This window comes from Adonisia turfae CCMR0081, from assembly GCF_011009555.1.
Lineage (GTDB): Bacteria > Cyanobacteriota > Cyanobacteriia > Phormidesmidales > Phormidesmidaceae > Leptothoe > Leptothoe turfae.
Genome location: NZ_QXHD01000004.1, coordinates 3588422 through 3609649 on the forward strand (window position 1 = coordinate 3588422; position 21228 = coordinate 3609649).

At 47.1% G+C, this 21228-nt stretch carries 18 protein-coding genes and 1 tRNA gene; 7 read left to right on the plus strand and 12 right to left on the minus strand.

The genetic code is table 11. From position 1 onward, the window contains the following. Positions 1-204: 204 nt before the first annotated feature. Positions 205-277 (minus strand) — tRNA-His (locus tag DXZ20_RS19590). A gap of 558 nt (positions 278-835) precedes the next feature. Here DXZ20_RS19590 and DXZ20_RS19595 point away from each other — a divergent pair. The 3 genes from DXZ20_RS19595 (at position 836) to DXZ20_RS19605 (ending at position 3755) form a co-directional block, all read left to right on the plus strand. Next, the gene (locus tag DXZ20_RS19595; RefSeq protein WP_163671015.1) at positions 836-1732 is read left to right on the plus strand and encodes a CbiX/SirB N-terminal domain-containing protein; all 897 of its coding nucleotides are present in this window, start codon (positions 836-838) and stop codon (positions 1730-1732) included. Between the two features lie 200 nt (positions 1733-1932). Beyond that, positions 1933-2739, plus strand: coding sequence for a uroporphyrinogen-III C-methyltransferase (cobA, locus tag DXZ20_RS19600; RefSeq protein WP_163699985.1), 807 nt, complete (start codon positions 1933-1935; stop codon positions 2737-2739). A gap of 59 nt (positions 2740-2798) precedes the next feature. Then, positions 2799-3755, plus strand: a complete 957-nt coding sequence (locus DXZ20_RS19605) for an RluA family pseudouridine synthase (RefSeq protein WP_163671016.1) — start codon at positions 2799-2801, stop codon at positions 3753-3755. Positions 3756-3844: 89 nt separating this feature from the next. Here DXZ20_RS19605 and DXZ20_RS19610 read toward each other — a convergent pair whose 3' ends face one another. The 3 genes from DXZ20_RS19610 to DXZ20_RS19620 form a co-directional block, all read right to left on the minus strand. After that, a complete protein-coding gene (locus DXZ20_RS19610; RefSeq protein WP_163699987.1) occupies positions 3845-4663 on the minus strand; it encodes a phycobilisome rod-core linker polypeptide in 819 nt (272 codons plus the stop codon). A gap of 137 nt (positions 4664-4800) precedes the next feature. Beyond that, a complete protein-coding gene (locus tag DXZ20_RS19615; RefSeq protein ID WP_163699988.1) occupies positions 4801-5490 on the minus strand; it encodes a molybdenum cofactor guanylyltransferase in 690 nt (229 codons plus the stop codon). Further along, positions 5487-6185 carry a hypothetical protein gene (locus DXZ20_RS19620; protein WP_250565840.1) on the minus strand — a complete coding sequence of 233 codons (699 nt, stop codon included), beginning with the start codon at positions 6183-6185 and terminating at the stop codon, positions 5487-5489. Before DXZ20_RS19620 ends, DXZ20_RS19615 begins: the two co-directional genes overlap by 4 nt. Positions 6186-6383: 198 nt before the next feature. Here DXZ20_RS19620 and DXZ20_RS19625 point away from each other — a divergent pair, with 198 nt between their 5' ends. After that, positions 6384-6860 (plus strand): hypothetical protein, encoded by a 477-nt coding sequence (locus DXZ20_RS19625; RefSeq protein WP_163699992.1) that lies wholly within the window; start codon positions 6384-6386, stop codon positions 6858-6860. A gap of 93 nt (positions 6861-6953) precedes the next feature. Here the strand turns inward: DXZ20_RS19625 and dxs are convergent, their stop codons facing one another. Further along, positions 6954-8867: a 1-deoxy-D-xylulose-5-phosphate synthase gene (dxs, locus tag DXZ20_RS19630; protein WP_163671021.1), complete on the minus strand. Its 1914-nt coding sequence runs from the start codon at positions 8865-8867 to the stop codon at positions 6954-6956. A 328-nt stretch (positions 8868-9195) separates the two neighbouring features. Between dxs and DXZ20_RS19635 the strand changes: the two genes are divergently transcribed. Then, positions 9196-9708: a hypothetical protein gene (locus tag DXZ20_RS19635; RefSeq protein WP_163671022.1), complete on the plus strand. Its 513-nt coding sequence runs from the start codon at positions 9196-9198 to the stop codon at positions 9706-9708. A gap of 27 nt (positions 9709-9735) precedes the next feature. Here DXZ20_RS19635 and DXZ20_RS19640 read toward each other — a convergent pair whose 3' ends face one another. The 4 genes from DXZ20_RS19640 to DXZ20_RS19655 form a co-directional block, all read right to left on the minus strand. Next, positions 9736-11460 (minus strand): NAD+ synthase, encoded by a 1725-nt coding sequence (locus tag DXZ20_RS19640; protein WP_163671023.1) that lies wholly within the window; start codon positions 11458-11460, stop codon positions 9736-9738. 148 nt (positions 11461-11608) lie between these two features. Then, entirely contained in the window at positions 11609-12331 is a 723-nt protein-coding gene (locus DXZ20_RS19645) for an NUDIX hydrolase (protein WP_163671024.1), read from the minus strand. Further along, positions 12301-12984, minus strand: coding sequence for a nicotinate-nucleotide adenylyltransferase (locus DXZ20_RS19650; RefSeq protein ID WP_250565205.1), 684 nt, complete (start codon positions 12982-12984; stop codon positions 12301-12303). The genes DXZ20_RS19645 and DXZ20_RS19650 overlap by 31 nt, the downstream gene beginning before the upstream one ends. A gap of 73 nt (positions 12985-13057) precedes the next feature. Then, a complete protein-coding gene (locus tag DXZ20_RS19655; RefSeq protein WP_163671025.1) occupies positions 13058-14401 on the minus strand; it encodes a nicotinate phosphoribosyltransferase in 1344 nt (447 codons plus the stop codon). 424 nt (positions 14402-14825) lie between these two features. Between DXZ20_RS19655 and DXZ20_RS19660 the strand changes: the two genes are divergently transcribed. After that, positions 14826-15710, plus strand: coding sequence for a 4-hydroxybenzoate solanesyltransferase (locus DXZ20_RS19660; RefSeq protein ID WP_163671026.1), 885 nt, complete (start codon positions 14826-14828; stop codon positions 15708-15710). Between the two features lie 78 nt (positions 15711-15788). On the opposite strand, the gene DXZ20_RS19665 is transcribed toward DXZ20_RS19660, so the two are convergent. Beyond that, the gene (locus tag DXZ20_RS19665; protein WP_163671027.1) at positions 15789-16124 is read right to left on the minus strand and encodes a nucleotidyltransferase family protein; all 336 of its coding nucleotides are present in this window, start codon (positions 16122-16124) and stop codon (positions 15789-15791) included. A 140-nt stretch (positions 16125-16264) separates the two neighbouring features. Between DXZ20_RS19665 and DXZ20_RS19670 the strand changes: the two genes are divergently transcribed. Then, positions 16265-16444: a hypothetical protein gene (locus tag DXZ20_RS19670; RefSeq protein ID WP_250565206.1), complete on the plus strand. Its 180-nt coding sequence runs from the start codon at positions 16265-16267 to the stop codon at positions 16442-16444. 196 nt (positions 16445-16640) lie between these two features. Here DXZ20_RS19670 and DXZ20_RS19675 read toward each other — a convergent pair whose 3' ends face one another. Both DXZ20_RS19675 and DXZ20_RS19680 read right to left on the minus strand, forming a co-directional pair. Beyond that, the gene (locus tag DXZ20_RS19675) at positions 16641-18944 is read right to left on the minus strand and encodes a CHASE2 domain-containing protein (protein WP_163671028.1); all 2304 of its coding nucleotides are present in this window, start codon (positions 18942-18944) and stop codon (positions 16641-16643) included. Between the two features lie 33 nt (positions 18945-18977). Continuing rightward, complete coding sequence (locus tag DXZ20_RS19680; RefSeq protein ID WP_163671029.1) at positions 18978-21149, minus strand: AAA-like domain-containing protein; 2172 nt, start codon at positions 21147-21149, stop codon at positions 18978-18980. Positions 21150-21228: the final 79 nt, after the last annotated feature.

Below are 21228 nucleotides of genomic sequence, written 5' to 3' on the forward strand. Positions count from 1 at the left end.
GTTGTTGCTAATACATACACAAACTTTTGAAAAGAATTGTTTGTCATTCCCTCAGTGAAATCTCTTGGAAGCCAGTGAGCGACTTTTTAGCGATGGATTGTACATGCGAGGTGAGGGGTTGAGCCCCCTCATCACCCTAAGCTACTAGCCGATAAATTTAGGCTAGTAGTTAGGCTAGTTATTTTTAGCAATCGCTGAAAGGAGGGCGAACGAGGGGACTCGAACCCCCGAATGGTGGAACCACAATCCACTGCCTTAACCACTTGGCTACGCTCGCCGTGTTCGAGTTTCCATAATATCACCCCTGTTCAGCGATTACATGGTTTTCCTGAATATTTTGCAATTAAAAGTTTAACCGATGACTGGGTTGGGCTTACTAAATGCACCCTTGATGATAGATTGAGTTGATTAAATAAGGATGGAAATAGCATCAACCACAACAGAAATCTGGCATGATTCCGTGGATACTACTAAAGTAAGTAGTGTTTATAACAATTGGTGTGTAAGCCGATTATCAAATTGTTTGGGGTCAAGTTGAGAGTGAAAACCTTGATTATGCCCAGCAGCGTTATTCCGGCAACGTTATCAAGAATGTGTGGACTACATAACGTGTGTTGAATAGTTTCCAAGTCTGTTCTAGAGGCATATTGGTAGGTCGCTATACCCGCTGGAAAGTTAGTGAATCTACAGCTACAGCATCGGTTTGCTGCTAGATTAGTGCGCTCACTAGTTATTCCAGCGTCATTAGCTTTGGTTCCTAAAGACAGACATCGGGACAGTGTCCCGGGGATTTATTGATTTCGTCTCACCCTAACAATCTCATTTAAAACTTCTCGTGACATCTACAGCCTATCTTTTGATTTCCCATGGCAGTCGTGATCCACGGCATCAAATCGCTATAAATCGATTGGCTCAGCTAATCAGAGAGCGACTTAACCCGTCTCTAGTGAGCCCATGGAGCAGTCAGTCTTGTGGCCCAGTGATGGTGCCAGACAATCGGTTTACTCCTAAAACGGTTTTAGGTGCTAATCGTCAACAGGCGACGGTATTAGCGGTTGCGCCAGCGTTTAGGTCGACTGTGACTGCCACTACCACTCGATTGCCTCAGGACCGCTTTATTGTTGGAACTGCTGTTTTAGACTGTGGACTTTTGCCGCTACATCAGCAGATTTGTGAATTTGGTCGACGGCTGAGTTCTGCTGGTATCGATCGCTTACACTTGGTGCCGCTGTTTTTGTTGAAGGGTAAGCATGTTATGCAAGATTTACCCGATGAAGTGGATCTAGCTCGCCACGAGCTGGGTGATGTCATTGAGTTGGAACTGGGTCATCATATTGGCGGTGCCCCAGGCATGCATGAACTGATTCAAAATCGATTTTTCCATTCCCCGAAGTCAGGGCGTTTAATCGTTGCCCACGGTAGTCGACGAGTGAGGGGAAATCGAGCTGTGGATAATTTGGCGAAGTCTTTGGGGACAGCGGTTGCTTACTGGACAACTGAGTCTGATATTCAGAACCAAACGATTCATTTAATGCAGCAGGGCTGTTCGACGCTGACTATTTTTCCCTATTTTCTGTTTGCTGGTGGAATTACAGATGCAGTGGCTCATTTGACTGAGGAGTTAGCTGAGCGCTTCCCGCGCACCAATTTCCGGTTATTGCCACCATTAGGGGCCACGTTTGACGTGGCTAATATAGTTGTGCAGACCTTGGGCCACAGCACATCCTCATAATGGTTGTGCTGAAGAGTACGATTTTTAGCCCTTGATTCAGACGATCCATGGGACAACAATGGGACAAATATGACTTAAGGTTAAGGATATCTTAAGTAAAATTAAGCAGGTACATCATTGCTGTTGTATCGATTTTGGCAATCAATGCTGGGTTAGGTTTGCCAGAATTGATCAATCATATCCATCCCATTGCAACTGACATGTCTCATTCCCTGACTCAAGATACGTTTGGCAAAGTCTATTTGGTGGGGGCTGGTCCTGGTGATCCAGGCCTTCTAACTTTAAAAGCTAAGGGTCTGTTAGAGCATGCGGATGTGGTGATTCATGACGCTCTAGTGAGTCCGCCAATTTTGGCCATGATTAGTGAGCATACTCAGGTGATTGATGCGGGTAAACGTCGCGGGCGTCATTCTATGGTGCAACAAGATATTACCCAGCTTTTGATTGAGCAGGCGCAAATTAATGCTGTGGTGGTTAGGCTGAAAGGGGGGGACCCGTTTGTGTTTGGCCGAGGTGGTGAAGAGATGATGGGGTTGCTGGAAGCTGGGATTGATGTGGAGGTGGTGCCAGGTATTACGGCTGGCATTGCGGCTCCTGCCTATGCGGGTATCCCAGTAACGCACCGCAATTACAGTTCGTCGGTGACGTTCGTAACTGGCCATGAGGCTGCGGGTAAGTATCGCCCGCAGGTCAATTGGTCGGCATTGGCCCATGGCTCGGAAACCATTGTTATTTACATGGGTGTGCACAATTTAGTGAACATTGTGTCGGAACTTACGGCAGCTGGCATGGCTGAGGAAACGTCAGTGGCTTTGGTGAGATGGGGAACGCGACCTGACCAGGAAGAGTTGATTGGAACATTGGCTACAATTGTTCAGCAAGTTGAGGAACAGCAGTTTCAAGCACCTGCGATCGCAATCATTGGTCGTGTTGTCGATCTGTATGAAACATTGGCCTCTGCATCGCCGATGCATTCTCCCCATTGGCAAACGGTTCAGGCAAGATAACCGATCGGGAGAATATTGGGTCTGTCCTGATTGCAATGAATGGGGATAGGTAATTCAAAATGGACAATGGGGAGCAATATGGGAGCGTAATTGAGCTGTCGGTTACGGATGCTGCTAATGAAAGAATTGATCGGTGGCTCTCCCAGAATTGTGATTTATCCCGCAATCGTATTCAAAAGTTGATTGAGCAAGGGGCCCTGAGGATTAATGATCAGCCCTGTATCAATAAAAAGGTAATCGTTAGTTCAGGGGATTGGCTACAGCTAAAAATTCCTGAGGTTGAGGCATTTGAATTAACGCCAGAGGCGATTCCCCTCGATATTTTGTACGAAGATCAATACCTGCTGGTGGTAAATAAGCCTCCAGGCATGGTGGTACATCCAGCTCCAGGTCATCCCAAAGGCACGTTAGTCAATGCCGTGTTGGCCCATTGTGGCGATCAGCTGACGGGGGTGGGCGGTGTGCAACGCCCTGGGATTGTGCACCGTTTGGATAAAGATACAACTGGGGCGATGGTGGTGGCTAAGACGGAGCCGGTATTGCATCATCTACAGGGACAAATTCAGGCGAAAACAGCCCAGCGAGAATACCTTGGCGTCGTTTTTGGAGTGCCGAAGCTCCCAGAAAATCAGGATGTTGGGATTGTGGATGCTCCCATCGGACGTCATCCGAGGGATCGAAAAAAAATGGCGGTGGTGCCCATTGAGAAAGGAGGGCGGCGAGCCGTTACCCACTGGCGTATTCAGGAGCGTTTGGGCAACTACACATTAGTGCATTATCGATTGGAAACGGGGCGCACCCACCAAATTCGAGTGCATAGTGCGCTACTGGGGAACCCCATTGTGGGGGATATGACCTACGGCTCAGGACGCTCCATAGGGGTAAAGTTACCAGGTCAGGCGTTGCATGCTCGCCAGCTAACGCTGACTCATCCGATAACGGGAAAAGATGTGGTTGCGATCGCACCTCTCCCCCCACAGTTTGAAACCCTGCTTCAAAGATTACGACAACGCTAGAAATACTAGAAATATCTACGTGCTAATAAAAAAGGGAGTGGATCCAGAAAATCTACCCCCTTTTTAATTTTTAAGAGTTATAAAAAATCCTAAGCACCTTGCTTAGCTTTTTCAACAGCGGCAGCTGCTACAGGATCATTAATGGGGAAATTAACTCGACGGTAGGGCACACCCGACGTAAAGTTAACGCTCACAGCTGATACTCGCTGGGAAGGCAGGGGCTGGCTGTTGCTTAACCCACGAGCCATATCCATAAACAACGCTGGGCTACCAGCCTTAGGCTGCTTCTCTTGCGGTGTAAAGCGACGGACAGAAGATTGGAAGACAGGCTTGGGGAAACCCAAGATAGACCGGTAGTACTCGTCGTAGCGAGGTGACTTGATGTTGAAAGGCAGTTCACCTTGATTACGAGTAGGTAGAACACGACGACGCTGATAGGGCAGAATGTCATCGCCAAAGTTGTCTAAATACTCATCACTATCGAGGAGAGCATCAACAAACCCTTCAATACCTTTGGTCGCTACTATAATCGACCAGGCTAAAGTTTCTTCCTTATTAAAGATGTCACGGCCCAGAACTCGCTGAACTGTCTGCTCCACAAAACGATAGTTGTTATTCATTTTGTAGAAGCTGTTGCGATAAGTGTTAGCCAACAGCAGACCACGTACAAATTCACGTACGGTGATTTGGTTACTACGCAACTGAGATTCTAGGAATTTTTCCCGGTCAGCTTTAAATGCATGGAAAAAGATCTGACGGTAGGCCGCTTCAATCAGATCGTCGATATCAGTCGAAGAAAGAATATTCTGAGTCGAATAGATCTTAGGCTGATCATCCCCAGGAATTTCATAGCCCTCAACCCGAGAATTTTGAGTAACCGGTGAATAGTTCAGCAGAGGAATCGCCACTTGAGAATCTCCAGAATATGAGGAAATTTAACAAACGTTAATCATAACTATAAGGGTTTATGGGATCGGCACCGGATATTGTCGGGCAAAATAATACACAGCTTAACATTGAAAAAAAGGACCGTTTGTCAAGCTACCTATGGGTTTCTGGCGTTTATAAAATCTAAAAACTGCTGCCATTGAACCGGAGTATTGCAATTTCGTAACATATTAGAATCTGCACTGGATAGCGGCACAATTGTTTCGGTTGCTAACCATCGTTGGAATGATCGGATATTATCTGCCAAAGCCTTGTTTAGACTAGGAATGCAGCGACGGTGATAAAACCCGCAGAGGGGTTCCCAGCGATCGCCTGCTTTCGGTAGGGTTGCGATCGCATTCTCATCTATCGTTTTCAGCTGCTCCTGCCATTGCTGGATTGTGGTTGTATCAAGAGCGGGCATATCGCAGGCCAGCAGGAGCAGCCAGTCAGGAATTTCCTGGTCCCGTCTCTGACTTTGGGCCAAAATCATGGACCAACCTTGAGCTAACGCAACCAGTGGGCCAGCCCCAGCAGCTTCTTCCTTTAGCAAAATGACAGTTGACGTCAAGCGACTGGCGTATTTTGCTGGCCAAGGAGTTAATACATAGGTATGAGCTGCACACCTTTCGGCCACGGAGCAAGTCTGCTGCAGTAACGTTAATGCCTCCCCTGTTTGCCCTGCCATCGGTAATGTCAGTAGGGCCTTATCTTGCCCCATGCGGCTGCTTCGCCCCCCGGCTAATACTAAAGCAGCAGTCCTATGCCCATCATGAACTGATTGATTGACGTCACAGTCTCCGTTCATTGGCGACGTTGGCGATTAGCCCACAGCTGCCCTCTATAAAAATATGACAGCCCCATAAACCCAGACAGCACTGCATAAGCAACGCGGATGCCCCAGCCCGCATTGTTGAAAAGCCAGTTATAAATATCGAAAGCCAACCTTAATAACCCCGTCTGCTGTTGCCCTAAATCAGTCAACTGAGTTTGCAGTGGGCTAGTATCATTGGGATTTTCCAGATTGTCTAATCGAGTCGGTGGGGTCGCTCGAGTGGCCGTATACCAGTAAAATCCCACATTGCCAGACTTTGCCGTCTCCCGTCGCAAAAAATCGTCAGTGAGCTGTTGAGCGTGAGTGATCGATAAACTTTCTTGGTTGGCGACCTGTCTGACCCAAGCGTTATAACGCACTCGGTGGCCAAGCATCAGAACCAACGGTAGAGTGATGCCAAGTAGCACCAAGCGCAGGTTGAGGTTGCTGGCTGTGGGTAAATAGTAGGTGAGTGCACCCAGGGTGACCCCTAACAGCGCTAACAGGATTGGGCTAGCAAGTTCAGCAATTTCAAGAGACGCGAGAACACCACCCACAATGGGCAAGGAATATACGTATGAGTCAACACTCCAAACAATGGCAAGTTTGGAAACGATAGCCAATACACAGGCAAGGATGCCGAGTAAAAAATAAATCCCAATGTGTCTTGGACGTGACTTCACTTGCATGAACAACCGAAACAGAGGATTAGTAACGCCTTGTGTCAGGCTAAAAATGCCTATGGAAAATCATTTTCTGCCTAGAAGGTGACAAACACGCCAACAACGATACCACTCGACTGGCTTTTCTCCCATGATGGAGTCATGAGCAAAATAAAATAGTACAATTGAACTAATATCCATTAAATCAAGTGGAGTTTGGTTGTGATGTCTTCTGTCCAAACGGGTCAACTCATCTCACTGTTGGTCAATAACGTCTTGATGGTGATCATCGTGATGACGGTGACTCTAGCTGCTTGGCTGCGGTGGTGCTGGTTGCGCTCAGGCAGTACGGTGACCCGAGGAATAAGACGGCGGTGTCGGTGGGCTTACCTTAGTTTTGTGCTGACAGTCGCCACGCTGCTGGGCATGTTGACCAGTTTAGGTGTGCTGACCCTGCGTGCCATGATTGCTGTTAATGCTCTGGTAGTTGGGGCAATGGCTATTTTTTTGTTAAGTGTGATTACTCTGTTAATAGCCTTGGGGCTATGGTTTGTTGACCTATGTAGCGATCTGCCTGCTGTCCCGGTCGGTCGGCGGTCTAGGGAGGGTGATCTGCTTCATGCCCCGCCGATAGCTCTGCTACCTGCTTCGATGGCAACGGGTACTCGTCGTCGTCGCGTCCAGCGTAGACAGCGACGGTAATCAGAAAACCAGAATCAGCAAGATTTTCAAAAAGAAACCCCTGCTAGGACAATCTGGCAGGGGCGTAATGATATTAGATGTGAGTGTATATGGTTAACCCATGCTGGCCAGTTCACGCTGAGCTAAGGCGAACCGCTTGAGGATTTTGTCTGCCATCTGAGCAGGGGTCAATCCTAGGGCTGTTTTGGCTTGAGCTTGAGTAGCATGATCCACCAAGATGTCAGGGATGCCCAGACGCAAAATGGGTACGTTGACATCGTTATCTAGTAAGGCTTCTGCTACGGCTGAACCGAACCCACCCATGAGGCAGCCCTCTTCAAAGGTGACGACCCGTTGGATTTTCTGAGCCAACGGCGCAATCAATTCCTCATCTAGAGGTTTCACAAAGCGTGCGTTGATCACAGTCGCTTCAATGCCATGCTCACTTAAAATCTCTGCCGTTTGCATGGTTGAGTAAACCATGGAGCCGTAGCCGAGCAAGAGTAGGTCATCACCCTGGCGTAGAACTTCTCCTTTGCCAATGGGTAGAGCTTCCCAACCTTCTTCCATGAGCGGAGCGCCATAGCCACTGCCTCGGGGGTAACGTACTGCAATGGGGCCATCAGTGTGCTCAATGCCCGTAACAATCATCTGCTGAAGCTCGGCCTCGTCTTTAGGGGCCATAACCACCATGTTGGGGATAGAGCGCAGATAGGAAATGTCGTACATGCCCTGGTGGGTAGGACCGTCAGCACCGACAATGCCCGCGCGATCTAGGCAGAAAAATACCGGCAGGTTTTGGATGCAAACATCATGGACAATCTGGTCGTAGGCGCGTTGCAGGAAGGTGGAGTAGATAGCGGCCACTGGGCGCATTCCTTCACAGGCTAGACCTGCTGCCAGGGTAACGGCATGCTGTTCGGCGATACCAACATCTATATATTGCTGAGGGAGTGTGGCTTGGAGCTTCTCGAGGCCAGTACCGGTGGCCATGGCTGCTGTAATGCCAACAACCTTCGGATTATCTTCTGCCAGTTTGACCAGAGTTTCTGCAAAAACCTTGGAATATTTTGGAGGCGTTGGCTTCGTAGATGGATACCCCTTGCCAGTCGTTAAGTTGAAGGGGGACTGAGCGTGATAGCCCACCTGATCTTTTTCAGCGATTTCATACCCTTTGCCTTTGATCGTAGACACATGTACTAATACAGGTCCCCCTTTGGCATGGGCTTCTTTAAACGTGTTGATCAGTTCACTTAAGTTGTGCCCATCAACCGGACCCATGTAGGTAAAGCCGAGTTCTTCAAAAACAGCCCCTACTTTAGACATTGCCAACCGTTTCATCCCTTCCTTGACTCGGTCTAATTCCGGTGAGAAAGAATCACCGACGAAGGGTATTTGTTTTAATTGCTCCTCAAGGTTATCGCTGAGAAACTGTATTGGTGGGCTCAGGCGAATTTTATTGAGGTAACGAGGAATTGCACCGACGTTGGGAGAGATGGACATTTCATTGTCGTTAAGCACCACCACCAGGTTGGTGTTGGGTAGGTGCCCGGCATGGTTGATGGCTTCTAGGGCCATACCTCCGGTGAGCGCCCCATCACCGATAATGGCAGCGACTTTATAGTCATCCCCTTGTAAATCGCGGGCAATCGCCATGCCTAATGCGGCAGAAATGCTGGTGGATGCATGGCCAGCCCCAAAATGATCAAACTTACTTTCGCAGCGCTTGAGGTAGCCAGCCACACCATCCTTCTGTCGTAGGGATGAAAAGTCGTTGTAACGGCCTGTAATTAATTTGTGAGGATAGGCCTGGTGCCCTACATCCCAGACGACTTTGTCACGATCTAAATCCAGGGTTTGATATAAACCCAACGTTAGCTCTACCACGCCCAGCCCCGGTCCCAGATGCCCTCCGCTGGCGGATACCGTTTTAAGATGCTTTTCTCGAATTTGCTGGGCAATGGCTTCTAACTGTTTCACAGACAAGCCATGCAACTGGTTTGGATGGGTGATTTCACTCAGATGCATGTTAAAGACCCTCTAGATCGTTTGCTGTAATTATGTGTGGCGTTTTTGTAGTGCCGCTCATTTATGAGTCTGAAAGAATAACCTGGATTATTTCCGAACTCAGAAACGGCTCATGTTTTGTCACTCATTCACTGTAGATTAGATCAGGGTTTCAAAGGACAATGATTACAAAATTACCGTTGTCTTATTTAACGATTAATATGCATAGGTAATCTGTTTGCCATTCACTGCATTGCTATGCATGGCATGGTGATTTTGGCAGCAATTTAGGCGCATCGAATGCTAATTAGCAATCTCTGTTCTATTAGACCTATTGATAATGATTAATATGACTGCTACTTCAGTTTTGCATCGTTGTTTAGTGCGTTCACTACTTATGCCAGTGACCCTTGGTTTGGCCACGGCTTCGCTGGTGGCTTTGCCTGGCTATGCAGAAGAAGATGATAGCTATGGTCAATGTGTGGCCGCTCTTAAAGACAGCGGGGTGAGTGCAGAGCAAGCAACGGCTAGCTGTGCTGGTGCTCGCTTCCCAGGTACTCTTGGCGAATGTGTTGTAGATGTTAGTCAGGACGCTGGCATTGGCGCGTTGGATGCTCTAGAGGGCTGTGAGCGTTCCCGTCGCCCTGATGACGTTGCTGATTGCACTGTTGATATTCACCGAGCGTTGCTGACACAGCCGTCAGTCAATGCCTTAGAACACTGTAGCCGCAGCTTACTGCCAGAACGATTTGGCCAATGTGTTGTCGATCTTAGTGATGAGGCTCAATTATCGGTAGATGCCGCCCTCGACCAATGTATTCGAGCTGGCTACCGTCCCTGGACAACGTCTCCCCGGCAGTAGCTGCTATCCAAAATAAGCAGCACTTGATTAGGTGCTCCAGCGGCTGGCGATGGGCATGCGCCAGCCAAGGCCAAAGGCCCGATCGGTTACTTTTAGTACTGGTGGGGCCTGTCTTCGTTTAAACTCGGCACGGGTTAGTAGGCGCACAATTTTACCGACAACAGTGGGATCGTGCCCTGCGGTGACAATATCGTCTGTGGACTGATGGCGTTGAATTAGGCGTTCGAGAATATCGTCAAGGATGTCATAGGGGGGCAGGGAGTCTTGGTCAACTTGGTCAGGACGTAGTTCTGCACTTGGGGGTTTTGTCAGAATGTTGTTGGGAATGATTTCTGTTTTACGATCGCACTCGATTAGACCTAGGGCAGTGTCTGTTGTTTGAATACAGTGATTCAGCCAATGGCATAGGCTGTAAACTTGGGTTTTGGGCACATCGGCAATGACAGCTAAGCCGCCATTCATATCGCCGTACAGGGTACAGTAACCCACTGCCATTTCTGATTTGTTGCCAGTGGAGAGTAACAAATGACCAAATTTATTGGTGATGGCCATGAGCAAATTGCCCCGAATACGGGACTGAAGATTCTCTTCGGTAACGCCGGGTTCAGTGCCGGTAAAGAGATCAAGCAGCGTGTTGTCGTAGCCCGCCATGAGTTCGCCAATGGGCAGTTTTTGTGTGGTGATGCCTAGATTATGGGCGAGTTTTTCAGCATCGCTAATGGAGTGGTCAGAGCTATAGGGCGAGGGCATGAGTACGCCTAGAACGTTATCGGGACCCAGGGCAGCGGTTGCGATCGCAGCCACCAATGCGGAGTCAATGCCACCACTAAGACCCACGACAGCTTTACTAAATCCACACTTACGGCTGTAGTCCTTAACGCCTAGAACTAAGGCCGACCATATCTCTGCTTCTGGAGTATCTAGCAGCGGGTGAATAGTTCCAGGGACCAGAGTTTGCTGTTCCAGGTCATAGTCCACTATCTGAACCGCTGGTTGAAAGCTGGTGCTACGGCTGACCACAGTTCCTTGACGATCCATGGCAACACTGCAGCCATCAAAAATCAAGTCGTCGTTGCTCCCCACCTGATTGACATAGATGATCGGGCAGCTATGCTGACGGGCCGCATGGGCAATCATTTTCTCTCGTAATGCTTGTTTACCCACCGTAAAGGGTGATGCCGAGAGATTAACCACCAGATCTACACCTGCTGCCACCACCTCGGCTGTGGGGTTGACCTTATAGGTCCGCTGTCCCCAAAAGTCATCTTCATTCCAAAGATCTTCACAAATGGTGACGCCAATATGCAATGAGCTGCCACCGGCTTCAAGGGTAAAATGATTGGGGTCGGTACCCGATTCAAAGTAGCGATCTTCATCAAAAACGTCATAGGTTGGCAGCAGACGTTTATGAAACACAGTTTTAATGGTGCCGTTTTCTAACAACGCCATGCTGTTGTAAAGAGGTTTTTGCCCTTTGTTACCTGCGTCAGTATTGGGTTGGGCCAGGCCTATTAAAGTGGTTAAGCCTTGGGGTAAGTCTTTGGCCAGTTTTTCTAAAACAGTCTGCATCTGTTGGATAAAGCCAGGACGCAATAATAAGTCTCTTGGTGGATAGCCACACAAGGAGAGTTCTGGCGTGAGTAAAAGATGGACCCCTTGTTCTGCCGCATTTTGCGCAGCGGCTAAAATCTGTTGGGCATTACCAGTAAGGTCGCCGACAGTGGGATCGAGTTGAGCAATAGCGAATTTCATGGTGAGTTAAATGGTAATGGAGAGATGTTCCATGGAACGTCTGTACAGGGGGGTGTTAATGGAGAGACGTTCCATGGAACGTCTATACAGGGGGAGTGATCCTGTAGGGTGGGCACGGCCCACCATGGCAGAATTAAAATGGAGCGTTTTAAACAAAGACCATTGGTTTATCCTTGAGTGGTTCAAACGCCTCTGCATCAAACCGATACAGGCTGGCAGGGCGTCCCGCTCCGCGAGAGGTTTTAATACCTGTATCTTCCAAGAAACCAAGCTTTAAGAGACGAGTACGAAAATTTGAATAATCAGAGAAATCTTCACCTAAGATCGTAATATACAGCTGATATAAATCGCTGAGGGTAAACATCTCGGGGAGTACATCAAAGGCAACGGGGCTGTATTTCACCTTGTTACGCAGGCGCATGGTGCCATAGGTGAGAATCTCTTGATGGTCAAAGGCAAGGTCCGGTAGATGGTCTAGGGGATACCAGGCAATCCCGCTGACACCATCGGCGATGAGCTCGGCTTCTGCATACCGTACAAGGGCAAAATAGCTGACTGAGAGATAGCGCACATTGTAGGCATCTTCGGCTTCACGTGGGTCTCGTTTAGGCCCCCCAAAGGAATAAAGCTGTTCTACATAGAGATTTTTGACCCGAATTTTTTCAGAGAGGACTCGGTAGGATGCTGTTTCTAACGATTCACCTTGTCTTACCAGGGTGCCCGGTAACGACCACTGTCCTAAGAAGGGGTCTTCGTGGCGCATCACCAACAGCACCAACAGCCGATTGAGCTCGGTATCGACCGAGAAAATAACGTTATCAATGCCCACTTTAAAGTCGGCTAAGGGATGGTTGGTGTGTTTTCCGGGCATGGATACAGGTTGTGTTGGTGGATGTAGGCTTGCACGACAGCGGGGATTTCATCGGGTTGTTCTAGGCAGCCCTGGCGGAGCGTGCTGGAGGATATGTGATGTTGACTTAGGGGCGTGGCGATCGCCACATTTGCCCCCAGCGATCGCAAATGGTCTAACTCAGTTTTATTGAGCCCATAGCCGGGGCGTGGAAAGACCAATATCTTGGCCCACCGCATCACATCCTCTGAGCGATACCAACTGGGTAGCTGTTTAACTAAGTCGGCTCCAATCACAAAGGTAAATTCGGCGTGGGGCCAGATGCGTCGAGCCCGCTCTAGGGTAACGGCGGTATAGGGGTGGCTTAGTTCCCGATGTAGCTTGATGGTGCCGGGGGTATTGAGATCTGCGATCGCAAGTTCCAGCATATCCATTCGCATTTCAATGGGAGATTGGTTTTCTTTCCATGGATTATCCGACGCCCACACTGCCACATGATCAAACTGATGCCCCAACGTTGCCACAATACTGCGATGGCCATTGTGGGGCGGGTCGGCACTGGTCCCAAAAAGTGCCACGCGGAGTTGGTTGGCAGGGGGAATAGTCACTGGCAGTCGCAGGGTAAAGAAGTCTCCTATGAGATTATTCGACATATCCTTAGGTAGATGCTGCATAGTGAATACGAATTTTGTAAGTTTTGCATTGGGTGCTAGATGCAAAATAGGCAAAACTCACCTCACAGGAGTTTCAATTAACAGTAGCGAGGTGACTACGGCGAGTGCAATTGGTTAGATCCCGCAGCGCAGTCGAAATTTCTGCCTGGGGTACGACAGGCTGATACACATCACGTACCGACAATGGCAGTTGTGCCACAGATTGGCTGGCTCGTTCTCGAATTGTCTCTAATGGATCGTCAGGGACTAGCCGGACTCCGTTTCGCATAATGGGGTTTAATAGCCCGCCGCTATCCGCAGACGTGGCTTCTTCTGCCAGCCCTAGCCGGTCGCCAGCCGCAGACCGAAATATCTGTTTGCGACCTGGATATGTGAGTTTGCCACTAGACTCCTTCATGACTGGAACACCATCAATGTCCACTATTTTGTATACCCCATTGACTGGAACCCCTGTGACTAGCTTAGTCCCTAGCCCATATCCATCAATGCAGGCCCCCGCTTGTTTTAAGCGGAGAATTTCTTGTTCGTCCAAATCGCCACTGGCGAAAATCGGCACATCGGGTAATTCGTGACGTACCTGCTGAGATAGCGTTACCAAGTCCCCAGAGTCAATCCGCACACCTGCTAGAGAGTGATCGGTCTGTTGCCCTAGTAATCTTGCTGCTGCCACAGTGTCGTAGGTGTCAATCAGCAGTGCTGCCCCAGGGAAATAGCGGTGAAATGCTTCAAATGCATCTGCCTCACTCCCCTCTAAGGCAGAAATCGCCATCACCAAGGCATGGGCCATGGTGCCCACGGGCTTACGACCCAGCTTGAGTGCTGCTAGCACATTGGATGTCGCATCCAATCCCCCGGCCAATGCAGCGCGTGCCGCCCATAGGGAAGCTTGGGGGCTAAACGCCCGTCTGGTGCCAAATTCTAAGAGTATGGCCTCCGAACCAGCGACATCTCGCAGTCGAGCTGCCCTGGTGGCAATTAGAGTTTGATAATTGATGGCATTTAATAAATAAGTCTCCACGATCTGGGCCTGCCATAGGGGGGCTTCGACTCGCAAAATGGGCTCATTGGCAAATATGGCTGTGCCTTCTGGCACGGCCCACACATCTCCTGAAAACTGGCTGCTTTCCAAAAGGTCCCAAAACTTGGGGGGTGCCCCTGGGAAAATATCGGTCTCTTTAAGAGCCGCTAGCTGGGCTGCCGTAAATCGAAAGTTTTCTAGATAATCGAGGGCTGCCGCTAGCCCTGCCGCAATCAGATAGCCAAAGCCCTTGGGTAAACGGCGCACAAACAGTTCAAAACTAGCCCGACGTTGATCTAGCCCTTCGCCTACGTAACAGGCAGCCATGGTTAGCTGATACAAATCGGTCAGGAGCCCGTATTCATCAGACTTCATTAACAGTGATGCATCATTGGTCATCGGAATTTTATCCTGTAGTTATGGTTATTTTAACCAAAATATACTTGCTGATTTCAGATGATTTATAAATTTATAGCTAAGCTTTCTGGCGATAAATATTGGTTATGAGCGGCCTGATGGGATATTCAAGTTTGTTCGTTAGCAGATTCCAGTTGATTTCAGAGTCTGTGGACAAAGAGAGCGAATAGGGATAATTAAATAGGTGACAGATGAGGGATGATTTTTGGTGTCCTTAAATATAAGTAAGTGTCTGATTACTGGTGTTCAAGGTCTGCATTTTTTGTGATTTGCTGTGGAGATAAGTGCTAGGGGGCAACTCCTCGATTCCCGCCTGCGTCCCTGCTTTCTTCCTCTGACCCCTTCCTTGTTAACAATTAGAAAGATATTCTTAAAAAAGAATATTAAACTTACATCCCTGTCCCCCATGGCTCCGTCTTCGCCAATTGTTGAACCCACGTGGAAAACAGTCATCCGACTGATGCGTTGGGATAAACCCACAGGCCGTTTGATTTTAATGGTGCCAGCCTTGTGGGCTTTGTTTTTGGCGGCAGAGGGTCGGCCTGATGGGGTGCTGTTGGCAGTGATTATTTGTGGCAGCCTGGCTACGAGTGCAGGTGGCTGTGTCGTTAATGATTTGTGGGACCGGAATATTGATCCAAAGGTGGAGCGGACGCGTAATCGGCCTCTAGCTTCGCGGGCGTTGACGGTGAAAACGGGGATTGCGATCGCAGTTGTAACCTTTCTCTGTGCCATTGGCTTTGCGCTATATCTTACTCCGTTGAGTATTTTGCTGTGTTTTTTGGCATCGCCAGTTATTTTGCTTTATCCATTAGCCAAGCGTGTGTTTCCAGTGCCGCAGCTAGTATTGGCCATTGCTTGGGGGTTCGCAGTATTGATTCCCTGGAGTGCTGTCACTGGCAGTTTAGATACTGCTGCCTGGTTGTTATGGGGCGCAACCGTGCTTTGGACCCTTGGCTTTGACACAGTTTATGCAATTCCCGATCGTAAGTATGACGCTCAGCTCGGCGTGAATTCTAGTGCTCGCTTTTTCGGTTCGAATACCCCTGAAATTGTTGGGTTACTCTTTATGGGGACTGCAATATTGTTGTTGTGGTTAGGCAGTTATAAGGCATTAGGTGCACCCTATATGGTTACTTGGGCCATTGCCTGTGGTATTTGGTTTACCCATTATCGAAAATTACGGAATAAGCGCCAGCCTGCCCATGTATATGGGCAAATCTTTCGTCAAAACGTGATTCTAGGGTTTGTATTGTTAGGTGGAATGATTACAGGCTCTTTGATTGGATGATGTTTGCGTAGGTTGGGTTGAGGCACGAAACCCAACAATCGATACCCTCTGAGAATGTCGTTCAGGTAAAAAGATATATCACGCGACACGGATGGCTTCCTTTAAGACAGTTGCTTGTAGTGCAGGTTTCAGAGAACGTTTGGTCACAAGGTCAATGGGACATTTAAATAAATTTTCAAGGAAAAACTTTAGATCCATATAGCGATCAAAGGTCGCAGGACTATTGAAATCAACTAGAAAATCCAGGTCACTTGATTCTGTGGCTTCGTTGCGTGCCACTGACCCAAACAGTTCTAGAGATTTGACATCAAAACTTTGAATGCTTTGCAAGTTTTCTTGAATGGATGCTGCAACTGCTTTATGGGTAAGTATTTTCTTTTCTGAGGTGTTTGATAATGATTGTGCAGTACCCATATGTTTGGAAGGGTGTTGTTTTGCTTATTTTAGCAATTGATTAGGTTGTACAACGGAAATGCCATGGAGACGTAGGTTGGGTTAAGGCATGAAACCCAACAATCGATACCCTTCGTTATTAATCCGGTCGATGAATCTCCATGATTTCAAATTTTGGGATGTTGGCTTGGGCCATTGCCTGTGGTGTTTGGTTTACCCACTATCGAAAGTTACGGAATAAGCGTCAGCCCGGCCACGTATATGGACAAATCTTTCGGCAAAACGTGATTTTGGGTTTTGTTTTATTAGGTGGAATGATTATTGGGTCGTTGTTCGGTTGAACGATATAATTTAATCTAATGATTGAGAGAAAAGGCAAAAAGATAAGGATCAAGGGAAGAGTTGTTCCGGGTGAGTTGACTTGAGCGTAAGTTTTGAATTCTGGAAGGGCTACTCAGTATGCAGTAAGCACTACCAATGTTTGCCTCTCATTTTCTTTGATTTTCTAGGGCTATGGATGAGCTTATAATTTATAAATTATCCTATGGATGATGAGTGAACTATCAGTAACCTTTCAGTCCTCATCCATATTGCTACAACAACATTGACCATAGAAAGGCTTAAAGCTGGTGCAAATAGGGGAATCCAATATGTCCAAATGGCCCAATAGAGAGCATGTGTCAAAAATAAGACTCCCAGTATTGTGATAAAAATAGTGCATAGTACGTAGAATTTATAAAAGAATATATGTCGAATGAGTAAGCCACTGACTACTGTTAAAACAGTTATGTATGCAGCCTCATAAATCTCAGATAAGGATGATGGTAGAGGACGCTTGTCCAGTACAGCAGTTAAGATTTGGCTAACCATGTGTGTATGAATTTCAACCCCAGATGTGTGAAAAGTATCGCTACGTATGTTGTAAGGGGTAAAAAACTTTTCATTACTGGTGTAGGCTGTTATGCCGATCAAAACCACCTTGTTGGTAATCGACTCAGGATTAACCGCACCTGTCAGAATGTCAGTCAATGAAACTCGTCTAGCCACTTGTGTCGGTGAACGGTATGCCATCGGTATCTGATACCCTGAGGTATCCACATCTTGATAGCCGCCAAATGTGGAATTCATTAGCTTAAACGCAGTGTCACCCAACTTTAAAAACTCATCTTCTGTATCCCCGGGTGCAGGCTGCAAACCATGCTGCTTTTCCAGATAGTGCATGGCCACCAGCAGACCAAATGAGATGAATACCTCTGCATCTTCATCCGTACTCAGGCTGGCATACAAAAGATTACGTCGAATTTTATCGTCCGCATCCAGGGGAAAATCGTTAAAACTCACCTGTTCAGGCCTTAACTCTGGAGCAGGTGGAATCCTCTCTCTCTGAAAATCTCCTAGCTTAGTGATACCAATAATGTTGTCGGCAGCCAGGCTGCGAGCCAGGGCCGGTCGTCCCTCACCGATGGGGAAATTACGGTGCAAGTCCAGACCAATGGTGGCCGGATTATGGCTTTGAATAATCTCAATGGCATCTGCAATGGACTGATCAGAAGGACTATCACTCAGTTGATTATCGAGATCCTGTTTGTTAATCTCAACGAGCAAAATGCGAGGGTCAGGACCCTTATCGTAAGCATAAGAGACAATTACGTCATGTATTCCCAACTCTAAAGGTACAAATGCGCCAAGTGATTTTATTATTATGATAGCTATTGATGTTAAAAAGCTACTGCCAATAATGGTACGTATAGATGGGCGCATTAAAGATAATTGCTTTGTTATCCATTTATTGTCAAAGACTTTTTGGTATATTCTATTCCGTGTCTGTAGCTTTCCATTTCTGTTGGTTACAATGCCTGACAGCTTCAGATGATTTTTGATGAGTGATCTTTTGTCGTCATCAATACCTCTATTGTTAACTACTGTTTTGTATTCCCTAAGAGTCATCCATTTGTCGGGGGACCGCTTGATTAGCATATCTCTCACAAATGAAAGGTTACTATCTTGGCTTTCATTGGGCAGCAAAAAGCTTTGTGTAACAATCTCAGTGATTTTCTCTCTTGAATAGGATTTTTGAGGTTTTTCTGAAAGCTTTTGAAACAGGTACTGTGTGAGGTAAGGATGACCTCCTGTCCACAATACCACCTCATCTATAGTATTAGTCTTGTTGTGTGGCTCGATATTTAATCCCTCTGCTAGAGGAAGTAATTCTTTCTGAGAAAAATCAGTTAATTCTATTTGTGTTCCTATATTAAAAGGGGTTCGTTTTGGATCTTGAATCAGTTCGTTAGGGGATGCAACACCGAGTAGAACAAAGGAAAATCGTTTCAGTTTTGTCTTTTGAGCCCGAGCTGTGTAAAAGTACCGAATTGCAATGAAAAAATCATCTGTAAAATTCAAACTTAGTGTTGTATCAATCTCATCTATAAATAGAACAATGCGACCCTCAATTTCTTCGAGGAGTACTTCCTCAAAGAAACGTGTCAGTCGCTGAGTTATCCCCAAGTGCTTGTATTTTTCCCACCACTCAAAAATATCCGTGTTGAGCATTAGGGTCTCATCAATCTCTGTCAGAATTCCTAGGTACCATTGTTCCGCTGTGACTGCGGTTCCAATTTTTGTTAGGTCAATAATTACTGAGTTAATACTCTCCTCTTCTAGCCGTTTGGCTGTCTCTACCATTAGGCTAGACTTACCCATTTGTCGTGAGGTTAGCACATAGGCGAATTTACCATCTCGGCATAACTGTAAAAGTTCGTTATCTGCCTTGCGTATTAAATAGATTCCGCCACCTGCTTGAACGGTCCCTCCAGTTGTGTAAATAGAAGATTTGTTACTCATAATTGATACAGCAATAGTCAGAGTATTAGTAGGCTATTTGATCGAAGAAGTAAGATGTTCTTCAAAGTAATTTTGATAGAGGGGACATTTTGCAAAAACTTTCTGATTTTTGCGTTGTACTAAGCCTGCCCCATATAGATAGGAGTAAAGAACCTCATCATCACAACTCTGTTGTTTTAAGATTTTTAAAAAACCTTTGGCTAATATCTGATTGTTATATAGTTGAAATAAATGAGATTTTAGATGATCGCTGAATGGGCCGTTCTCATCATATACTCTAGCAAAGAATTCATGCGTTGACAGTCGACTGCTGGCTATTAAATACAAGGCTTTTCGAATGAGATAAGGATGGCCGTTTACTAACTGCATTAGCAGTTTTATTTCTGATATGTTTAAGGGAGCTCCATGTTTTTGATTTAAAGAATTAACTTGTTGAAGCGTAAAACTTTGCAGACGAAGATTTTCACCTACGTTAAATGGCGATTGATTAAGGTCATCAATTAAGAGATAAGGCTCTGTTGAGGTTACACATGTAAGATCTAACTGTTTCCAAATTTTCTTTGTTGCGCGCTGATTATGCCAACTACGTAACATACTAAAAAAGTCATTGCGATAAGGCGTATCAAAAATTCGCTCCACTTCATCCATGGCTAGCAATAGGGGCTGGTCCAGGTTTTTCAGAATATGTCTACCTATGTAGCGGGTACAGCGTTGAGAATTGCCTAGATTTTTCTTCCAATATGCTTCTACTTCATCGTCCATATCCAGCTCATCTGTGAGCCAAAAGCAAAACTGCTGGTAAAACTCATCAGCATTTTGCAAAGCTGCTCGGTCAAATAGCTGAAAATCTAGAAAGACAACTTGCTTACCAGCTTCAATAGCAGTTTTCATTAATCGGTTTAACAATGAGCTTTTGCCCATTTGCCGAGGACCTTTGATGGTCATAGTGACTCCCTGCTGTTGGATCACGCTTAACGCTATCCGGTCACAGTCCCGCTCGATATAAAAGTCCGATGCAGTATCCATAGTGCCTTCGGGGAGTTCTAGCTTGGCAATCGGTTGGGCCACGGGTAGTGGCTGAGGAATCTTGACCTTTGGTGCAGCTTTAACCACATCGGCCTTCCGTTGCTCATCAATGGATAGCACTCCCCCATCAATAGCCTGCTGCAGCTCTGAAATCAAATCTGGAGTATCTGCCTCGCTATCCCATAACGCCCAGTTAATTGGATTCAAATATACACTTAGTGGATGCTGAAATGGATCTCGATAGGCTAGACGCACCGGCAAAATACGAGGTTTACCACCATTGGCCTCGGCCACTTTGTGCGCTAGCTCAATTTCCTGCAGCACCATTTCGCTGTTTACTGAATGGGTTGATAGTAAAACCACCACAGCATCTGCCTGACGGATGTTCGTCTCCAGTTGCTCTGCCCAGCGGGTACCTACCAACATGCGCTGGTCAATGAATACATCATTGCTTTGTCCTAGCGCCTCATAAAGCTGTAGAGCTACGGTTTCATCAGGGACTACATCGCGTTTGTAGCTGATAAATATTTGTTTTTGAGCAATTTTAGCTTGGGGATTAGTTTGGCCGAGTGGTATGCAGTGAGCAACTTCTGGGGCTTTCACATTTTCCTTGCTCCCTTCCCCCTTTATCCGTAAAACAGGCGTTTCTTCTTCGGGTATCCCTTCTGCCCCAATTCCAACCAGGCCAAACTCAAAGGCATCGGCATAATTCCGGCCATACCCTAGTCCGTCATAAAATCCTTCCGCAAACTTGATCGATGCCTGATCGCCAATGGCATCGGTCATGCCGATCACATGGTTCACATGCTCTAAAATCGCATTAGCTTGGGCCACAGAATGGCAGGCATTGAGCAGCACACATTCCACACCACCGCAGAGTCGAAATAGACGAGTCAGGGTAGCAGTACTAATCAGTTTAGAAATACCGTTCTTGTCCTCAAAGGCCAACCCTCGTGCGCCGACACCATGGCCTGAAAAGTGCACAATCTGAGGCTTATGCTGTAGCAAGTGTCGGTGTAGATCGCCTGTGCGCACAGCTGGCTCAATGACCACCTCAAAGTTTGCCCGACCCTCTGACAGCTTTAGTGCTTCCTTAATCTGACGAATTTCTTCATCCAGACGTAGGTCTGCCGTATCCTTGGGGTTCACTGCCAAAATCAAGACTTTTCGGACATCCATGGGCAAGCCGCTACGATTTCCTATGGACATACTACACAGGCTATTTAGTGAATATCGAGTTGTATCAACAAATCCTTAT

Coding starts and splice junctions, on each gene's coding strand:
- DXZ20_RS19640 (WP_163671023.1), bottom strand. CDS start 11,460: ATGAAATTCGCTATTGCTCAACTCGATCCCACTGTCGGCGACCTTACT.
- DXZ20_RS19605 (WP_163671016.1), top strand. CDS start 2,799: ATGGACAATGGGGAGCAATATGGGAGCGTAATTGAGCTGTCGGTTACG.
- DXZ20_RS19670 (WP_250565206.1), top strand. CDS start 16,265: ATGATTTCAAATTTTGGGATGTTGGCTTGGGCCATTGCCTGTGGTGTT.
- DXZ20_RS19675 (WP_163671028.1), bottom strand. CDS start 18,944: ATGAGTAACAAATCTTCTATTTACACAACTGGAGGGACCGTTCAAGCA.
- dxs (WP_163671021.1), bottom strand. CDS start 8,867: ATGCATCTGAGTGAAATCACCCATCCAAACCAGTTGCATGGCTTGTCT.
- DXZ20_RS19615 (WP_163699988.1), bottom strand. CDS start 5,490: ATGAACGGAGACTGTGACGTCAATCAATCAGTTCATGATGGGCATAGG.
- DXZ20_RS19665 (WP_163671027.1), bottom strand. CDS start 16,124: ATGGGTACTGCACAATCATTATCAAACACCTCAGAAAAGAAAATACTT.
- DXZ20_RS19645 (WP_163671024.1), bottom strand. CDS start 12,331: ATGCCCGGAAAACACACCAACCATCCCTTAGCCGACTTTAAAGTGGGC.
- DXZ20_RS19650 (WP_250565205.1), bottom strand. CDS start 12,984: ATGCAGCATCTACCTAAGGATATGTCGAATAATCTCATAGGAGACTTC.
- cobA (WP_163699985.1), top strand. CDS start 1,933: ATGTCTCATTCCCTGACTCAAGATACGTTTGGCAAAGTCTATTTGGTG.
- DXZ20_RS19660 (WP_163671026.1), top strand. CDS start 14,826: ATGGCTCCGTCTTCGCCAATTGTTGAACCCACGTGGAAAACAGTCATC.
- DXZ20_RS19620 (WP_250565840.1), bottom strand. CDS start 6,185: ATGCAAGTGAAGTCACGTCCAAGACACATTGGGATTTATTTTTTACTC.
- DXZ20_RS19655 (WP_163671025.1), bottom strand. CDS start 14,401: ATGACCAATGATGCATCACTGTTAATGAAGTCTGATGAATACGGGCTC.
- DXZ20_RS19635 (WP_163671022.1), top strand. CDS start 9,196: ATGACTGCTACTTCAGTTTTGCATCGTTGTTTAGTGCGTTCACTACTT.
- DXZ20_RS19625 (WP_163699992.1), top strand. CDS start 6,384: ATGTCTTCTGTCCAAACGGGTCAACTCATCTCACTGTTGGTCAATAAC.
- DXZ20_RS19680 (WP_163671029.1), bottom strand. CDS start 21,149: ATGGATGTCCGAAAAGTCTTGATTTTGGCAGTGAACCCCAAGGATACG.